Genomic DNA, 17,055 nt, shown 5'->3' with positions numbered 1-17,055 from the left:
CATGGGAATTGGGGGGAGACATGGAGCACTATACGGATATCGAGACCGACCGCAACATGTCTCTTGACATTGCGTTGCTGTCCCTAGTCCAGTCCGGAGACAGGGATGCCTTCCGGCAGATATATGAACGCCACTTCAAGGCGGTGGCGTGGATCGCTTTGAGGTTCCTTGGCTCCAAAGAGCTCAGCGAAGATGCCGTTCAAGCAACGTTTCTCGTTCTGTGGCAGAAGTCGAAAGAGATCGTTCTCGCCGACTCGTCACTCATGCCGTGGCTTGCGACAGTGTGTAGGTTGCAGTGCCGCAATATCCAGAAGAAAGAATGGCGACGAGACCACACCTCCATCGATGATTTCCCCCAACTCCAAGCGGGGGATCGCTCCCTTGAGGATCAGGTCATCGATGCGGCACTGATCCAGAGCCTTGATCGCGAGATTTCCAAAATGTCCCAGGTCGACCGCGAAATTTTCCGGCTCTGTCTCATCGAAGGATTCAGCTACGACAGTGCCGCCCAGAGCTTGGGCATAACGAAGTCATCCGTTCGCAACAGGCTTTCCCGCCTGAAGTTGAAACTCCGTACTTTTCTCACAGCAAAAAATTGAAGGAGGAACCATGTCTAACTCATATGACCGTCAGTGGCCCTCAGATGCAGATATGGACCGGATCTGGGATTCCACTCAGACGGCCATTACCAAGCAGGCAAAGACCGCCCACCGGCGTAAAGTCACCCTGATCGCCGGATCTGGCGCCCTGGCACTGGGCATCACGGCAGGTGCAATTATCATTCCAGCTACACAAACTCAACTGGATTCAACGGCACGCTGCTACAGCGACCAGAGCACGGAATCCCAGTATTCCGACGTAGCCCTAGCAGACGGCCAAGCGGAGCTCAACCAGTCCAGCGCCATAACCAACTGTGGAGCAGCCTGGGCCTACGGAAACATCACCCTCGGGCAGGTCCACATCACGGACAACCAACAGCCAATCGCCGCGGCCCCGCCGTTAGGCGTATGCCTCCAACCCAACGACATCTTGGCAGTGTTTCCACTCACCAGTGCAGCTGGGACGGTCCTGACCCCAGAGGAACTTTGCCAGAAGCTCAGTCTACGTGCAGCAACCAAATAATTGAGTTTGGGTGCCAGCTAATCCGCTAAGAAAAGTGCTGGCGCCCAAACTGGACAGACCACTAGAGAAACCTCTAATTGTGTCGAAAATCATCATACGTCACTACTGAGGGGTTCAAATGAAAGTTTCAAAACAAACACTAAAACTGTCTGTGTCCGTTGTGGCGGCTGCGCTGATCGGGATGTTCTCGGGGTATGAGTAGTAATGGAACAGGATTGCGCGTTTAGCCCTCGGCTACGTGACTGTCGGTAGTCTGTAGGTTGTGCCAGTTGAATTCTTGAGTGATGCGCAGGCTGCCGCGTTCGGGCGGTTCGTGGGAGAACCTTCGCAGAACGATCTGGAGCGGTTCTTCCATCTCGACGACACCGATCAGGAGTTGATCCGCAGGCGCAGGGGTGAGCACAGTCGGCTTGGGTTTGCCGTACAGGTCGGGACGGCACGATTTTTGGGGGCGCTTCTTGCTGACCCGCTCGATGTGCCATGGTCCGTGGTCGATTACGTTGCGGCGCAGCTCGGAGTCGCGGATCCCTCGGTGGTCAAGCGATACACCGAGCGCGTTGAGACAGCCAACGCGCATGCGCGCGAGATCCGTGCCGTTTACGGGTACCGGGATCTTGATGCTCCGCTAACTGAAGCATTGACGGCGTTCGTCTTTTCGCGGTCCTGGACGCATGGCGAGGGGATCACCACGTTGTTCGGACACGCGGTTGCCTGGTTGCGCCGGGAGAAGGTCCTTTTGCCGGGCGTGAGCGTCCTGGCACGGCTCGTGGCTGCGACCCGTGAACAGGCGACAGTACGTTTGCACGCACAGATTGCTGTTGCGGCGGAGAGTGTCGATCCGCGGTTGCCGGCGGTGTTGTGGAGCTTGCTGACGATTGGTCAGGGCGATCGGGCAAGCCGCCTGGAATTGTTGCGTACTGGGCCAACGCGGGTTTCGGGCCCGGCGTTGGAAAGGGCTTTGCAGCGGGCGGCTGTGGTGCGTTCGTTCGGGGCCGGTGCGGTGGATCTATCGATGGTGCCTCCGGCACGGGTGCGTTCTTTGGCCCGGTACGGTTTGGGGTCGAAGGCCCAGACGCTGGGTCGGCTTGCCGAGCCACGCCGCACGGCAACGTTGGTGGCCACGGTCGCGGCCTTGGAAGCGTCCACAGTCGATGATGCACTGGACCTATTTGATCTCCTGATGGCAACAAAGGTGCTGGGTCCCTCTCGTCGTGCCGCGGCCGCGGAGCGATTGGCGAAGATGCCCGAGCTCGAGAAAGCCTCCAGCGTCTTGGCCCGGGTCGGAGCCGAGCTGCTGCGCGTGCTTGAAGGTGCGGGTGAGAGTCTTGATGTCAGTGCCGCTTGGGCTGCCCTGGAGAAGATCACTACCCGGGACCGGATTGTCGATGCAGTGGCGAAAGTGGGCGAACTCGTCCCGGACGGAACGAGTGCTGAGGGTGCGATGCGCGAGCAAATGTCCCGACGCTTCCGCACGGTTGCCCCATTCCTGAGGCTGCTTGGAACCACGATTCCCTGGGGCGCTACACCGGCCGGGGAACGGGTCGTGGAGGCACTGGTTGGGGTTGATGCTCTGCATGGGCGGCGCAAAGTACGCCGAGATGAAATCGACGAGGCACTGGTGCCGCCGTCCTGGCACACGGCCGTGTTCGGAGCGAGCAACGAGGCCGAAGTTGACCGCGATGCGTGGGTGGTGTGCGTGTTGGAACAGCTACGTGCGAGCCTGCGCCGCCGTGACGTGTTCGCAACAACTTCAACCCGATGGGGTGATCCGCGCGCACAACTGCTCGCGGGCCCCGCGTGGGACGCGGCACGCGAACCGGCCTTGCGGTCGTTGAGTCTGGATGCCCCGGTGGGCGAGCACTTGCAGGCGAAGCTCGAGGTGTTAGACGCCGCCTGGAGAGGTTTGGCGGAATCAATCGGGCAGGCTGGCCCGGAGGCCAGCGTCCGTCTGGTCGATGACGGTGAGGGGAAAGCCAAACTGTCGGTGTCACCGCTCGATGCCCTGGATATCCCGGAATCGCTCACCCGGTTGCGGGTACAAATCGCGGATATGCTGCCGAGGGTGGATCTTCCCGAGATCCTGCTTGAAGTGCATTCGTGGACCGGTTTCCTTGACGCCTACACTCACATTTCCGGGTCTGTTCCCAGAATGGATGAGCTGCCGGTGTCGGTGGCTGCCGCGCTCATCGCCCAGGCCTGCAATGTGGGGTTGACCCCTGTCGTGGCCGACGGGCATCCCGCGTTGACTCGGGACCGGCTGGGGCATGTGGATGCAAACTACATCCGCGCCGAGACCCACACCGCCGCGAACGAGTTCCTCATCGAGGCCCAGTCGAATGTTCCGGTAGCCCGTTCTTGGGGCGGCGGGCTGCTGGCCTCTGTGGACGGGCTGCGGTTTGTTGTCCCGGTGCGCACGATCAACGCGGCCCCGAACCCGAAGTACTTTGGCCACGGGCGGGGTCTGACATGGTTCAACGCCGTCAACGACCAGGTCGCCGGCATCGGTGCCGTGGTGGTCCCGGGGACGGCCCGGGACTCGTTGTACGTGCTGGACACGATGCTCAATCTCGACGGCGGACCCAAACCCGAGATCGTCGCCTCGGACACCGCTTCCTACTCGGACATGGTCTTTGGGATCTTCACGCTGCTTGGCTACAGATTCTCGCCACGCATCGCGGACCTGAGCGACCAGCGCCTGTGGCGCGCAACTTTCCCTGGCGAGGTGGCCGCCGACTATGGGGTACTCAATGACGTCGCACGGCACAGGATCAACCTGGGAAAGATCACGACGCACTGGGAGGATATGACTCGTGTGGCCGCTTCTTTGGTGACCGGATCGGTGCGCGCTTACGATCTGCTGCGCATGCTCACCCGTGAGAATGGTTCCCCGGCTCCGCTCGGGGCAGCGCTCATTGAGTACGGACGCATCGCCAAGACCCTGCATTTGTTGTCCCTGATCGACCCGAGCGATGAGAGCTACCGGCGGGCCATCAACTCCCAGCTCACCGTGCAGGAGTCACGTCATCGTCTGGCCCGGGCGATTTTCCACGGCAGGCGCGGGCAAATCTACCAGCGTTACCGCGAGGGCCAGGAAGACCAGCTCGGCGCGCTGGGGCTGGTAGTTAACGCCGTCGTGCTCTGGAACACCAAATACACCGATGCCGCCATCACGGAACTGCGTGAAAATGGGCAAGAAATCCCGGAAGAGGACATCACGAGGTTATCCCCGCTGGCTGACGCTCACATCAACATGTTGGGCCGCTACGCATTCACCGCACCCGCGCCTCAAGGACTGCGACCATTTCGAGGCGCGGCCGCGTCCGGAACCTGACCCCCTTGCGGTACGATCCGAAACGTCAATCCGGACAGACCCCTAACGGGACGACGACTCTGATTCGGTAGTCAAAAGTAGTGCTCTGCCTGGTTCCTGTCGCGGGCACGATACACAGACGAAGTCGATGACGTGTGGCTATGAGTCGCAGCCCTCCGTGTCGGCTTTTCTCGGTTTAGGTGTTCGCCGCGGCTCCAAGTGGGTCAGTTGATTCTCGCCCCTGGGGTTAGCGAAATGCTCGGCTGATCGCGCTGCCAGTCTGGAACAGCGTGATCCACGCGAGGAATTTCTGGATGGGTCGTAACGGTAATACAACGAGACTCCGCCAACCATGGCGTCGAGACCACGACTTAGTGATCTGGACCTGAGTACCACCGGTTGCGTTCACCAGGGTGAACTCCGTCAGAACCGAACTGCTTCGGGCAACATCGGGATGCGCGAAGCTCCACACAATCCTTTCCGGTCGATGCGCTGCGACGAGTTCAATGCTGCGGAGGCGAAACTGGGGCTTTATCTTCACCGGCTTCCCGTCTGGGTGACTTGTGGGTGCGAGACCCTGCCAGACCGCACCTGCAGTCGTTTCCTGTCCGCTGTGTTCGACGGAACCGATGCTAGGTTCCCACTCGGGGACGTGTGTCGGGTCTGCGAGGAACTCCCACACCTTTTCCATCGGTGCGGAAACGAACGTCTCAGACGAACCCGAGATCCGCCCCTTCACCTTTTCTTCGGCAGGCGTAGTCTTCTCAGCAGGTGAGTCGAACTGGTCGAGCTGCTTGAGCAGAGCATCGGATGTCGTACCTAGACGGACCAGGATTTCTGCAATCAAACCACTGGGCTCTGTGACCAATTCTCGGAGCACTGCGGCGGCGTCGCCCGTCTTGTTTTTGCCACTGGATTTGGTGATGAGGCCAAGAGCGCGAGGACTCCACTCGTACCCGTCCGTTTCGTGAAACACGATCCGTCCGGCCTCGGGGAATGAGGCCTCGATGCCGAGCGAAGCAAGTTGCACTTCGCGCTGTTCTCCAACCGCTTGGCGGGCGGCATCAAGGCCAATACCCATACTGCGAAGCGCGCGTCCGGCGGATTGGTCATTGATAACGAGGGCCAGGAACAGGTGCTCGATGTCTGCTTCCCGAAGGCCTAGCCGAGAGGCTTCCTCCATGGCGGCAAGCGAGAGAGATTGACTTGTCTGAGCAGCGCGAACGAGCTTGTTCATGCGTTCCTCCTGAGAATCGGGATCGTGGGGTCAATTCGTTTGGAGTGCTTCTTGTGAGCGGCCTGCCGTGTCACCCCAAGCGCGTCAGCGATGTCCTGCCAATTCATACCCGAACGCAGCGCTGCCTCGACTTGCCGCAGCTCTAAGGTGTCCGCGAGCACGCGCAACGACGACACTGCCCGCAGCCCCGCTTTCGGGTCGCTGGTGTCGGCTGCCACGGAAGCGATCTGTGAAGACTCCATACTGTCAACCTACGTTGCTGTACATGCTTCTGTCAACCAAAGTTGCTGCAATGCCACCGCTTGCACATGTCTAGTTCCACTGCCCCGTCGACCGTTTCCTTCCGGTCGCGACGGGGCCGTGCAGGCGAGTACTGAAATTTGTGCAGACGACTTCTGAAATGGACCGATGGGCGAAGGTCGGTATCTTAAAAAGAATGATGCCTCGCGCGATGTCTCATAACGCTTGGGATGCAAGACAGCGGATCAAGACACCTTGGGATCCTTGACGATACAAGGATGCCACTGTCTTGCTACCATGTCCCATAAGTACGAGGCGTAGTTGCAGTAGGCAACCACTGTTACGGGACACTTTGGAGAAGACAAATGGGCAAATTGATCGGGTATGCACGGGTATCGACGCGGGCTCAGGATGCTGACCGGCAGATCACCGACCTGCTCGGTGCCGGGGTGCGCCGCGATGACCTGTTCACGGACCAGGGAGTCAGTGGCGCCAGGGCCAGTCGGCCCGGATTCGACCAGGCCCTGGAAGCCCTGCAGGAGGGCGATACCCTGGTGATCACCACCCTGGACCGGCTGGGTCGATCCACCGCCAACATGCTGGATCTTTCCAAAGCGCTTCGGGAGCGCGGAATCGGACTGCGGGTGCTGAACCTGGGTGGCGGCGATGTGGACACCGGCACGCCGATGGGGTCGATGGTCTTCACCGTCATGGCGGCGCTGGCGCAGATGGAGCTGGAAATCAAGCGGGAGCGGATCACCGATTCGGTGTCCAAACGCCGGGCTGCGGGCAAGGATTTGGGTGGGCGGCGGGAACGGTTCACCAACAGCCAGATCGACAATGCCCGACGCCTGATCGACGGGGGTCAGCCGGCCACCCAGGTTGCTCGGGACATGGGCATGTCCCGAGCAACCCTGTACCGGCGCATCGCAGGGATCGAAGCACAACACTGGATCACTACCCAAGGCCAATGACTCTCACGGGGAACTCATCAGCTGCTTGCCGGATGGCCGCAGTCAAAGGAACGCCAGGTCTCTATCGGCGCATCGCACAGGCCGAATCACGCCAATGGCGGATGGCCCGGACCTAGCATCTCCAGCTACCCCGAGACTTCCGGGGAAGCCCTCATCGGGCCAGCCTGAAATTCTCAAGTCGAGGGCTAAACGCGCAATCCTGTTCCATTACTACTCATACCCCGCTTTGAAGAATGATCCGGTTCGGCGGCCGCTGGGCACGGCCTCACGCCGAGGGACGCTAATACCTTGCTGGAGTTCTGCGGAATAGGGCGCCGCGCATCGCGGTTGAACGGCCCGGCCTCGACAACAACGCCACCCGATTCAAGCGGCGGATAACTTAGACAGCCCAAAAGCTGAGGAAGGGTTTAGGGAAGGGCGGGCCAGTCATGGTGACTGGCCCGCCCTTCAGGGTGTCGGGATGCTGCCCAGCGCGTGAAAGCACTGGGCAGCGGGTGGCCGACGCGTTAGCTTTTCTTCCTGCGGCAGACCAGCAGGATCACACCCAGCAGTGCAATGGCGCCCAGAACAGCCGGTCCAAAGCGCTTGGCCAGCACCGGCAACACCGCCGAACCCAAATCTAGTTCCGGTGCGGCCTGCGAAGGGGCTGCCTGAACGGGAGGGGCAGCATGGCGCGCTGCCGGTGGTGGGGGAGTTGGGGTCACCGGGGCCTCGGCCTCGGCAGTCGGGACCACAGGGGCCGACTCAGTCTCCTCCGGCTCATCCACCGGACCTTCCGCCTTACGGATCACGCACTGCACAAACTGTTCCAACAGCTTGTCCGAGATGTCCTGAATGACGCCCCGGCCAAATTGTGCGGGCTTGCCCGTGACGTTCATGTCAGTGGAAACGTCCACCGTGGTGCCCTCACCGTCAGGTGCCAGCACCGCCGTGACGGTTGCTCCGGCCGTGCCGTTGCCACGCTTATCCTTCCCTTGCGCCTCGATGATCACGGTGTGTGTGGCCTCGTCGCGGGAGAGAAAGCGACCCGTGCCCGTGTAGAGCATGGCGATGGGTCCCAGTTTGATCTTGACTGTGCCGGTGAAGGTGTCACCATCCACCCCGGTCAGGGTGGCACCGGGAAAACACGGCGCAATCTCTTCCAGCTGGTTGAAGGAGTGCCACGTATCTTCCAGCGACGACGGGACGCTGAAGTGGTGTTTGAGTTCCATAGCGTTCCTACCCTCTTTCCTCTGAAAGTCCGACGGCGGCCAGCACCGCACGCTTGGCCAGCACCGTCGCAAGATGGCGCCTGTAGGCGGCATCCCCATTCAAATCGCTGGCCGGATCCGTTCCGTCGGCCGCGTTGGTGCAAGCTGCAGCGATGGCACTGGTCTCCACGGCACAGCCTGCGAGCGCAGCCTCAGTAGAGGTAGCACGTAGGGGAGTGCTGGCCATATTGGTCAGCCCCAATCGGGCCTCGACAATCACGCCAGCTTCCACCCGAACTAGAGCCGCCGCAGCAACAATGGACCATTGCTGGGCCACCCGGGTGAACTTCTCATAGTGTGATCCCCACCCGGTGTACTTGGGCACCGTGATGCTGGTGAGAATCTCGCCTTCTTCGACTGCCGTTGTGAAGTAGCCCTGGAAGAAGTCAGCGGCTTTCACTGAGCGGGTTCCACCCGGCCCCTGCAGATTGAACACCCCCTCCAGAGCCAAGATGGGAGCTGGCATGTCGCCGGCCGGATCCGCGTGAACTAGTGCCCCGCCAATGGTGCCGCGATGCCTGACTTGAGGATCAGCCACCGTTGCGGCGGCCTGCGCCAACAACGGCGCATAGCTGGCAATCATGGGATCTGTTGCCACCACGTGGTGTGGAGTCATGGCACCAATGGTGAGGGACCCGCCGTCGTCCGTGACGCCTGACAGCGAAGGTATTCGTCCTAAGTCCACCACCATGGAAGGGTCTGCCATGCGCAGTTTCATGACGGGGATCAGGCTTTGGCCGCCGGCGAGCACCTTGACGTCGTCACCGGCTGAATCGGCGGCGGCCAGGAGCGAAAGCGCCTCGGCAACCGTTGTGGGCGCGGCGTAATCAAACGCGCTGGGGATCATTGCACACCTCCGGTGGTTTTGGCTTCCTGCAGGGCGTGCCACACACGGGCTGGTGTGCAGGGCATCTTGATATCTTGCACGCCTAGGTGGCGGATGGCGTCCAGCACTCCGTTGACAATGGCCGGGGTGGAGGCGATGGTGCCTGCCTCGCCCACGCCCTTGGCGCCGAGCTGATTACTCGTGGCCGGGGTTTCTGTCCGCGCTGTGATGTAGTGCGGCAGATCCGGGGCGCTGGGGACCAGATAATCTACGAACGATCCTGAGACCAGGGTGCCGGCGTCGTCGTAGACAGCTTCTTCGAACAGTGCCTGCGCGATGCCCTGGGCCAGGCCGCCGTGGACCTGGCCCTCAACGAGCATGGGATTCACCACCACCCCAACATCGTCCACGCACACGTACTTGAGGACCTTGACTTCGCCAGTTTCGGTGTCCACCTCCATGGCCGCTAGGTGGGTGCCGTGCGGGTAGGAGAAGTTGACGGGATCGAAAGTGGCCTCGGAGTCCAGATTCGGTTCCATGCCATCGGGCAGATTGTGCGCGGAGAACGCGGCAAAGGCAATCTCACCGAAGGAGGTGGACTGCTCGGTACCCCTGACGGTGAAGGAGCCGTTGGCGAATTCGAGATCGGCTTCGCTGGCCTCCATCATGTGGGCCGCGATGGTCTTGGCCTTTTCAATGACCTTGTCCGCGGCGGCCAAGACGGCCATGCCTCCTACTGTCAAGGACCGGGAACCGTAGGTGTCTAGGCCACGTTGGGACACTTGCGTGTCGCCGTGCAGCACCTCAACGTTCTCAAACGGCACGCCGAGCCTGTCAGCAACAAGCTGGCTCCACGCTGTTTCGTGGCCTTGCCCATGCGCCGAAGAACCGGTGACGACTTCCACGTTGCCAGTGGGCAGTACCCGTACTTGGGCGTGTTCCCAGCCGCCGGCCGCATAGTTCAGCGCACCGAGCACGCGGGACGGAGCGAGTCCACACATCTCTGTGAAGGTGGAGATGCCAATGCCCAACTGCACAGTCGCGTTGCTATCACGCCGCCGTTTCTGTTCGGCCCTCAGCTCCTGGTAACCGAAGAGGCCGAGAGCCTTTTCGGTGGCGGCCTCGTAGTTACCGGTGTCGTATTCGAGCCCGGCCACCGTGGTGAACGGGAACTCGGTGTGTTTGATCCAGTTCTTCTCGCGCAGCTCCAATGGATCCATGTTCAGTTCCGTGGCGAGTTCGTCCATCATCCGCTCAATGGCGAAGGTGGCTTCTGGCCGGCCGGCCCCACGGTACGCATCCGTCCAGGCCTTGTTGGTGAAAATGTTGTGGCACTCAAAGTGGTACGCCGGGAACTTGTAGATCGAGTTGTACATGAAAGCGCCCAGCACCGGGATACCGGAGGTGATCAGACCCAGGTAGGCGCCCATATCCGCCAACAGATCCACGTGCAGACCCGTGACGATGCCGTCCTTGGTGGCGCCAATCTTCAGCCGCTGCACCTGCGCACGGCCGTGGTGGCCCACCTGTAATGATTCACTGCGCGTCTCGGTAAACTTGCACGGCTTACCCATGCGCCGAGCCACCAACAAGGTGATGACTTCCTCTGGAGTGACCTGCAGCTTCCCGCCAAAACCACCACCCACATCCGGAGCGACCACCCGAACCTTGCTCTCGGCGATGCCCAGTGTCAGCGCCAGCATGAGCCGCAGAATGTGCGGGATCTGCGTGGCGCTCCACATGGTGATCTGCTGACCCGTGGGATCCACCACCGTAGAGCGTGGTTCCATGAATGCCGGAATGAGGCGCTGTTGGTACAGGGTCCGCTCCACCACCACATCGGAGTTTGCCAGCGCCTCATCAATGGCGGTGCCGGTGCCGGCCTCGGCCGAATCAAACACCCACGTTGCGGACTTGTTCGACTCCAGCGAGGTGTGCGCCAGCACCGCATCCGTAGCGGCTTCCTCCAGGTCCATGACCACCGGCAGCTCGAGGTACTCAACATCGACAAGTTCGACGGCGTCCCGCGCGGCGGCCACGCTGCGGGCCACCACCACCGCCACGATCTCACCGGCAAAGGCCACCTCATCTACGGCGATTGAGGGATGGCTGGGTGCCTTCTGATCCGGGGTGACCGGCCATGCATTCGGCAGCGAACCCTGCTCGTCCGCCACATCGGCTCCAGTCAACACGGCTACGACGCCGGGGGAGGACTGCGCCGCGGAGACGTTAATGGAGGTGATCTTGGCGTGCGCAAAGGGGCTGCGCACCATGGCCAGGTGCAACATGCCCGGAAGCACCATGTTGTCGGTGAAGCGCGAGCGTCCCGTGATCAGGTGCGCGTCCTCCTTGCGGAGCCGGGCTGTGCCAATCTCGGCGCGGTCCTTGCCTGCTACGCCGCTTTCTGCTGTCGCCGTCATGACACACCTGCCGTTTCGGAATCGTCCTCGGCTAAGGAAGGGGCTACGGAGACACCGGACTCGTCGTATTGGACACCGTCTGCCACGGACTTCACAGCAGCCACAATATTTTGGTAACCGGTACAACGGCAGAGGTTGCCCTCGAGCCCTTCCCGGATCTCGGTTTCGGTGGGGTGCGGGTTCTCTTTGAGCAGCGAGGCCGATTGCATGATCATGCCCGGCGTACAGAAACCGCATTGGAGTGCGTGGCACTGGTGAAAGGCCTCCTGCAAGGGGGCGAGTTTCCCGTTCTGGGACATGCCCTCAATGGTGGTGACCCGATGCCCGTCCGCCTGCACGGCAAACATGGTGCATGATTTCACGCTGACACCGTCCAGGTGCACAGTACAGGCACCGCAGTTGGTGGTGTCACAACCAATCAGGGTGCCTGTTTTTCCCAACCGCTCACGAAGGTACTGGACCAACAAAAGTCTGGGTTCGACGTCGTCCGTGTAGCTGACCCCGTCAACGTCCACGGTGATGGATATGGAACTCGCCATTGAGAACTCCTCTAGTTTCCTTGGAGTTCAGACGCCATTGCCTGTCTCCAGCCCATGATGTGCATCACGTTACATGACGGGCAGGAGGATAGTTAGAGCCCCCGCCCGCCTTTCCGCATTAGAGCGTGGAATCCCCGCTTTCATCCTCATGTGCGGCGTCCGCGACGGGTACATGGTGTATTCGCACGTCCATGTCACTGAGCCGGCGCCCCTGCCCGCCCCATCGCAGCGAGATGATTTCGGCTGCAATGGATACGGCCGTTTCTTCCGGGGTGCGCGAGCCCAGGTCCAGGCCGATCGGGCTGGAGAGCTGAGCTAGTTCCGCTTCCGTCAACCCGGCCTCGCGCAGCCGCTCCATGCGGTCATCGTGTGTTTTGCGCGAGCCCATGGCCCCCACATAGGCAACCTCGTGGCGCAGCGCCACTTCCAAGAGCGGCACATCAAACTTCGGATCGTGGGTCAGCACGCAAATGACGGTGCGCGGATCCACCCATCCAGCGTCAATCTGGGCCTGCAAGTAGCGGTGCGGCCATTCCACCACCACCTCATCGGCTACGGGGAAGCGGGCCTTGGTGGCAAAAACGGCGCGGGCATCACAGACTGTGACCCGGTATCCCAGGAAACTACCTTGGCGTGCCACTGCCGCGGCGAAGTCGATGGCGCCAAACACCAGCATGCGTGGCTGCGGTGCAAAGCTGGCCACAAAAACACGCATCCCATCCCCGCGCCGTTCCCCGTCGGGCCCGTACATGAGCGTGGTGTTGCGCCCGGCTGCCAGCAGGCCCATCACGTCATCACTGACAGCGTGATCGGCGCGCGCCGAGCCCAGCGAGCCCGCAAATCCGTCCGGACGCACCACCAAGTGGCGTCCCAGCCAGGCCGGATCCGGGTGCTCAATGACAGTCACCACGGCTACGGGCCGGTCCGCGTCCAGATCGGCAGCGACCTGGGCCAATTCCGGGAACGTGGCTTGGGAGACGGCTTCGACAAAGACATCGATGATGCCCCCGCACGTCAGCCCCACCTCGAAGGCAGCATCGTCGCTGATCCCATACCGTTGCAACACCGGGGTGCCGCTGTCCGCCACCTCGGTGGCCAACTCATACAGGGCGCCCTCCACACACCCGCCGGACACGGAGCCCACGGCCTGCCCATCGGCGTCGACCATCATGGAGGCACCCGCCGGCCGCGGGGCCGAGCGGAAGGTGCGTACCACCGTCCCCAGTCCCACCGTGTGCCCGGCCGTCACAGCCTCGACTAAATCCTTGAGTACTTCACGCATGACCCATCACAGCCAACAACTCCTCGAAGCTCTTCAATGAATGGCCCCCTATAAAGTCATCAACGTGCGGTAGGGCGGCCCTAATTCCCTGCTGCACGGGTTCGTAGCCGGGCTTCCCCCGGTGCGGGTTGGCCCAGATGACGCGCCGCGCCACATGGTGCAGCCGTTCCACCTGTCTGCCCAGGAGCGCTGGATCGCCGCGTTCCCAGCCGTCGCTTGCCACAATTACGACGGCGGACCGCGCCACCGCGCGCTGTCCCCACCGATCGTTGAAGGCCCGCAGCACCTCGCCCAACCGGGTGCCACCAGACCAATCCGGCACGGTGCGCCCGGCTAGGGCTAGCGCGTCGTCGGCGTCCGGCATGCGGAGGGCTGCGGTAACCCGGGTCAGTCTGGTGCCCAGCGTGAACACCTCGACCTGGCGCGGGGCGGCTTGGAGCACATGGTGGGCCAGCCGCAGCAGACTGTCCGCATACGGGGACATGGAGCCCGAAACGTCGATGAGCCAGACGATCCGGCGTAGCTTCCTGGGTGTTCGTGCATATTTCAGGGGGCCGGGCTCGCCCCCATGGCGCAGTTGTTCGCGGAAGGTGCGGGCGCGGTCAATCTGCCCGTTGCGCCACGGCTGTTTCCGGCGGGATGGACGCGAGGGCAAGACGACGGTTAACTCGCCGAACAGCCGGTGTAGAAGGGCCCTCTCGGCGGGGTCAAGGGTGGCCACATCTCGGTGCCGCAAGAGTTCGTGGCGGCTGGCAATCGCACGCAGGGACTCTTCGCTTTGTTCGGTACCGTCCGGCCCGGCGTCGTCCTCGTCAAGCGACGCAGCCTTGACGGTGGTGGCTGCGCCCTTCTCGGTTGTGGGGGCGGCGTGCACTGGCGTGAACCAGCGTTCAAAAGTTCGCTGATAGACATCCAAGTCTTCAGGGGCGGCGCATAAGGTGGCACGCCCAGCCCAAAACACATCAGCTCGATTCTCGATCGACAAATGGGCCACGGCGTCAACAAAACTGCGTGAGTGCTCTGCGGTGACCTTCACGCCGGCAGCCCGAACGGCGGCGGCAAAGGCCAACAGCATCTCCTCAGCACTGTTTGTTGCCGCGGCCATGGATCAGCCCAGCATCCTGGCCAGCGCAGCCGAAACGCGTTGCGTGTCCTCGCGGTACTTGCACAGCGCGCCGATGCTGGCCGCCGCCGATTCCAGATCCAGTTCGGCACTGCCCAGCAGGTGCAGGGCGCGCGCCCAATCGAGGGTTTCAGCCACGCCGGGCGGCTTCATGACATCGTCGGTGGCACGGATCTGCTGGACGGCCCGGACCACTTGCTCGGCCAGCAACGCCGGGACCTGGGGGAGCCGGGTCCTGACAATCTCCACCTCGCGGGCCAAGCCCGGGTGGTCAATCCAGTGATACAGGCAGCGGCGTTTGAGGGCGTCATGCAGATCGCGGGTGCGGTTGGAGGTCAGGACCACTAGGGGCGGGACGGCGGCCTTGACAGTCCCGAATTCTGGGATGGAGACCTGGTAGGTGGAGAGGACCTCGAGCAGGAACGCCTCAAATTCGTCATCGGCCCTGTCAATTTCATCGATCAACAGAACTGCCGGGCTTTGCTGCAGCGCCTTCAGGATGGGCCGGGCCAGCAGGAAGCGCTCGTCATAGAGGGAGCTCTCCAGATCTGCGGTGCTGCGGTTTTCCCCGCCTGCCTCGACGCTGCGTAGGTGCAGGATCTGGGCCGTGAAATCCCAGTCGTAGAGAGCTTGGCTGGCTTCGATGCCTTCGTAGCATTGCAGCCGGATCAGGGGCAGTCCGAAAGCCTGTGCCAGCGCCTCGGCCATAGCCGTTTTACCGGTGCCCGGTTCGCCCTCAAGCAGCAAGGGCCGTTCCATGGCCATAGCGAGATAGGCAATGGTAGACAGCCCCTCATCAGCCAGATAACCGGTTTCGGCAAGCTTGGCAGAAAGAGCGGCCGCGGAAGCAATCGACGTCGTCGTCATGGCACCAGCATATGACCTCAAGTCAACGCCCCACCGGTGCCCCCTCTGAACGCTGTCGCAGCAATGGTTGCTTTTTGGGCGACGCTGTCGCAGCAATGGTTGCCTTTTGGGCGACGCTATCGCACTCAAGTCACGTGGCAGGCAGGCTGTTGGGGCCGTGCTGTGCGGACCTGCGAGCTAGTGCCATGCAGCGAAAGGTGCCTTCTGTCGGGGTGTCCGCCGGGACTTGAAGCTGAGCGCTGGGCACCCTGACAGCAGACACCCGGCCCGCCCCATATCAGGTGTGGGAGCATTGGTGGAGGAAAGGGACGGGCATGTGGATTGGCTGGATCGAGTTTGACCTGTTGCTTGGCGACGTTCATTCATTGAAGGAGAAACGCTCCGTGCTGCGGCCCCTGATGGCCGAGCTCCGGAAACATTTTGACGTCTCTGTCGCAGAGGCGGGCCTCCAAGACCTGCACCGGCGTGGTGTTGTTGGTGTTGGTTTGGTGGCTGCTGACCGCAGCCGGATTGTTGCCGTGCTTGACGCCGTCGAGGAGCACGTGGCAGCCCGTCCCGGTGTGGATCTGCTCAGTGCCCGGCGCGGGATTATCACCGGCGATGACTAGTTAGTGGTGCCGGCACGGATGGCGGCCGCTACCTCTTGCAGTGATTCGTAGCTGTGGCCGCTGACGAACACGTCGCAATACGGCAGTGCTGCCGCCATGCCGCCCACCAAAGGCTGGTAATCCAAGCCGGCCTTGCGTGGGTTGACCCAGATGATCCGGTGGGCCAGGCGCCGCAGCCGGGCCATTTGGGCGGCGACATCTTCGGGTGTGTCCTGCGCCCAGCCATCCGAGAGCACCACGATGACAGCACCCCGGGCCAGTCCGCGGCGACCATGCCCGTCAATGAAGCGGCGCAGGCTCTCCGCCAAGCGCGTCCCTCCGGCCCAGTCCGGTGCGGCTGCGGCTGCCAGAATCAGGGCACGGTCCGGATTGCCCCCAGAGAGCTGCCGGGTTAGGCGGGTCAGTCGGGTCGAAAAGACAAAGGCCTCGGCGCCGGCACCCGCCACGGCGCCCTGGAGCAGAGAAATGAACATGTGCGTGTACGGTTCCATGGATGCGGACACATCGCACAGGAACACCAGGCGGCGAGGCCGGGTGCGGCGGCGGGCATAGACGAGAAGACCGGCCGCAGCACCCACCCGGCGTGCCGCCCGGAGGGTGCGGCGCATATCCACGGTGGCACCGCCATGGCGGGACTTCCTGGTACGGCGGCTGCGGCGAACCGGGGTGGCAAGCACGATGCGCCGCACAAGGGCCCGCACCCGCAGGACCTCCTCCGGCGTGAGCTCGGCAAAGGACATCCCGTGCAGCTGTTCATCGACGGAGGCCATGGCCAGGACCGCATCCCGTTCCTGACCCTCGGCGTGGCCGTCACTGCCGGGCGCGGCGGCCGCCGTGCGCGCCCGGGGAGACGAAGCTGCCGGGGTGTCCCGGCGTTGCTCTGCCGGCGCTGCCCGGGCCGGCCCTTCGGAGCCGGCGGCAGGCAAATTGTTGAGGTCACCGCGGATGTCGGCGGGATCTGGTCGGCCGTCAAACACCGTTGAGAAGACGGCGTCAAACACGGGAAGCTGCTCCCTGGTGGACACGAGAGTTATCCGGCATGCCCAGTAGAGGCGGTCGCGGGTGGACGGGGGAATCAGGCGCAGTGCCTGGGCCAGCCACGCGGCCCGGTCTGGGGAAGTGGGCAGCCCCGCGCGGCGCAGGGCGGTGCTGAATCCAACAACCAGTGCGGCTGCTTCGACGACGGGCCCGCCCACCGTGGCGCCACCCAGAGGCACAGCCCCTACCGAAGGACCAGAGCCAACCGAAGGCACGCCA

The 17,055-nt window shown here is 62.5% G+C and carries 15 protein-coding genes; 5 read left to right on the top strand and 10 right to left on the bottom strand.

Annotation, left to right across the window (positions count from 1 at the left end):
* Nucleotides 1-20: 20 nt before the first annotated feature.
* The 3 genes from AB0P14_RS09515 to AB0P14_RS09505 all read left to right on the top strand — a co-directional run bounded on the left by AB0P14_RS09515 (nt 21) and on the right by AB0P14_RS09505 (nt 4,453).
* Nucleotides 21-599: a sigma-70 family RNA polymerase sigma factor gene (locus tag AB0P14_RS09515; protein ID WP_104111873.1), complete on the top strand. Its 579-nt coding sequence runs from the start codon at nt 21-23 to the stop codon at nt 597-599.
* A 10-nt stretch (nt 600-609) separates the two neighbouring features.
* Complete coding sequence (locus tag AB0P14_RS09510; RefSeq protein ID WP_104111872.1) at nt 610-1,122, top strand: hypothetical protein; 513 nt, start codon at nt 610-612, stop codon at nt 1,120-1,122.
* Between the two features lie 262 nt (nt 1,123-1,384).
* Nucleotides 1,385-4,453: a Tn3 family transposase gene (locus AB0P14_RS09505; protein ID WP_363840942.1), complete on the top strand. Its 3,069-nt coding sequence runs from the start codon at nt 1,385-1,387 to the stop codon at nt 4,451-4,453.
* 226 nt (nt 4,454-4,679) lie between these two features.
* Here the strand turns inward: AB0P14_RS09505 and AB0P14_RS09500 are convergent, their stop codons facing one another.
* A complete protein-coding gene (locus AB0P14_RS09500; protein ID WP_363840939.1) occupies nt 4,680-5,669 on the bottom strand; it encodes a Clp protease N-terminal domain-containing protein in 990 nt (329 codons plus the stop codon).
* Nucleotides 5,666-5,911, bottom strand: a complete 246-nt coding sequence (locus AB0P14_RS09495; RefSeq protein WP_068731859.1) for a hypothetical protein — start codon at nt 5,909-5,911, stop codon at nt 5,666-5,668. The genes AB0P14_RS09500 and AB0P14_RS09495 overlap by 4 nt, the downstream gene beginning before the upstream one ends.
* A 363-nt stretch (nt 5,912-6,274) precedes the next feature.
* Between AB0P14_RS09495 and AB0P14_RS09490 the strand changes: the two genes are divergently transcribed.
* Complete coding sequence (locus AB0P14_RS09490) at nt 6,275-6,883, top strand: recombinase family protein (RefSeq protein ID WP_096287906.1); 609 nt, start codon at nt 6,275-6,277, stop codon at nt 6,881-6,883.
* A gap of 506 nt (nt 6,884-7,389) precedes the next feature.
* On the opposite strand, the gene AB0P14_RS09485 is transcribed toward AB0P14_RS09490, so the two are convergent.
* The 7 genes from AB0P14_RS09485 to AB0P14_RS09455 form a co-directional block, all read right to left on the bottom strand.
* Nucleotides 7,390-8,094, bottom strand: a complete 705-nt coding sequence (locus AB0P14_RS09485) for an SRPBCC family protein (protein ID WP_363840935.1) — start codon at nt 8,092-8,094, stop codon at nt 7,390-7,392.
* Between the two features lie 7 nt (nt 8,095-8,101).
* Nucleotides 8,102-8,980, bottom strand: coding sequence for a xanthine dehydrogenase family protein subunit M (locus AB0P14_RS09480; RefSeq protein ID WP_363840932.1), 879 nt, complete (start codon nt 8,978-8,980; stop codon nt 8,102-8,104).
* Nucleotides 8,977-11,379 (bottom strand): xanthine dehydrogenase family protein molybdopterin-binding subunit, encoded by a 2,403-nt coding sequence (locus AB0P14_RS09475; RefSeq protein ID WP_363840929.1) that lies wholly within the window; start codon nt 11,377-11,379, stop codon nt 8,977-8,979. The genes AB0P14_RS09480 and AB0P14_RS09475 overlap by 4 nt, the downstream gene beginning before the upstream one ends.
* Nucleotides 11,376-11,918, bottom strand: a complete 543-nt coding sequence (locus AB0P14_RS09470; RefSeq protein ID WP_363840926.1) for a (2Fe-2S)-binding protein — start codon at nt 11,916-11,918, stop codon at nt 11,376-11,378. Before AB0P14_RS09470 ends, AB0P14_RS09475 begins: the two co-directional genes overlap by 4 nt.
* A gap of 118 nt (nt 11,919-12,036) precedes the next feature.
* Nucleotides 12,037-13,200, bottom strand: coding sequence for an XdhC/CoxI family protein (locus AB0P14_RS09465; RefSeq protein WP_363840923.1), 1,164 nt, complete (start codon nt 13,198-13,200; stop codon nt 12,037-12,039).
* A complete protein-coding gene (locus tag AB0P14_RS09460) occupies nt 13,193-14,305 on the bottom strand; it encodes a VWA domain-containing protein (RefSeq protein ID WP_363840920.1) in 1,113 nt (370 codons plus the stop codon). The genes AB0P14_RS09465 and AB0P14_RS09460 overlap by 8 nt, the downstream gene beginning before the upstream one ends.
* Before the next feature lie 3 nt (nt 14,306-14,308).
* Nucleotides 14,309-15,190 (bottom strand): MoxR family ATPase, encoded by an 882-nt coding sequence (locus AB0P14_RS09455; RefSeq protein ID WP_363840918.1) that lies wholly within the window; start codon nt 15,188-15,190, stop codon nt 14,309-14,311.
* A gap of 314 nt (nt 15,191-15,504) precedes the next feature.
* Between AB0P14_RS09455 and AB0P14_RS09450 the strand changes: the two genes are divergently transcribed.
* Nucleotides 15,505-15,798 carry a DUF503 domain-containing protein gene (locus AB0P14_RS09450; protein WP_363840915.1) on the top strand — a complete coding sequence of 98 codons (294 nt, stop codon included), beginning with the start codon at nt 15,505-15,507 and terminating at the stop codon, nt 15,796-15,798.
* On the opposite strand, the gene AB0P14_RS09445 is transcribed toward AB0P14_RS09450, so the two are convergent.
* Entirely contained in the window at nt 15,795-17,051 is a 1,257-nt protein-coding gene (locus AB0P14_RS09445) for a VWA domain-containing protein (protein WP_363840912.1), read from the bottom strand. The two genes, AB0P14_RS09450 and AB0P14_RS09445, sit on opposite strands and share 4 nt — an antisense overlap.
* Between the last annotated feature and the right edge of the window lie 4 nt (nt 17,052-17,055).

The organism is Specibacter sp. NPDC078709, assembly GCF_040686795.1.
Lineage (GTDB): Bacteria > Actinomycetota > Actinomycetes > Actinomycetales > Micrococcaceae > Specibacter.
This window is presented reverse-complemented; position numbering and strand designations above follow the sequence as displayed.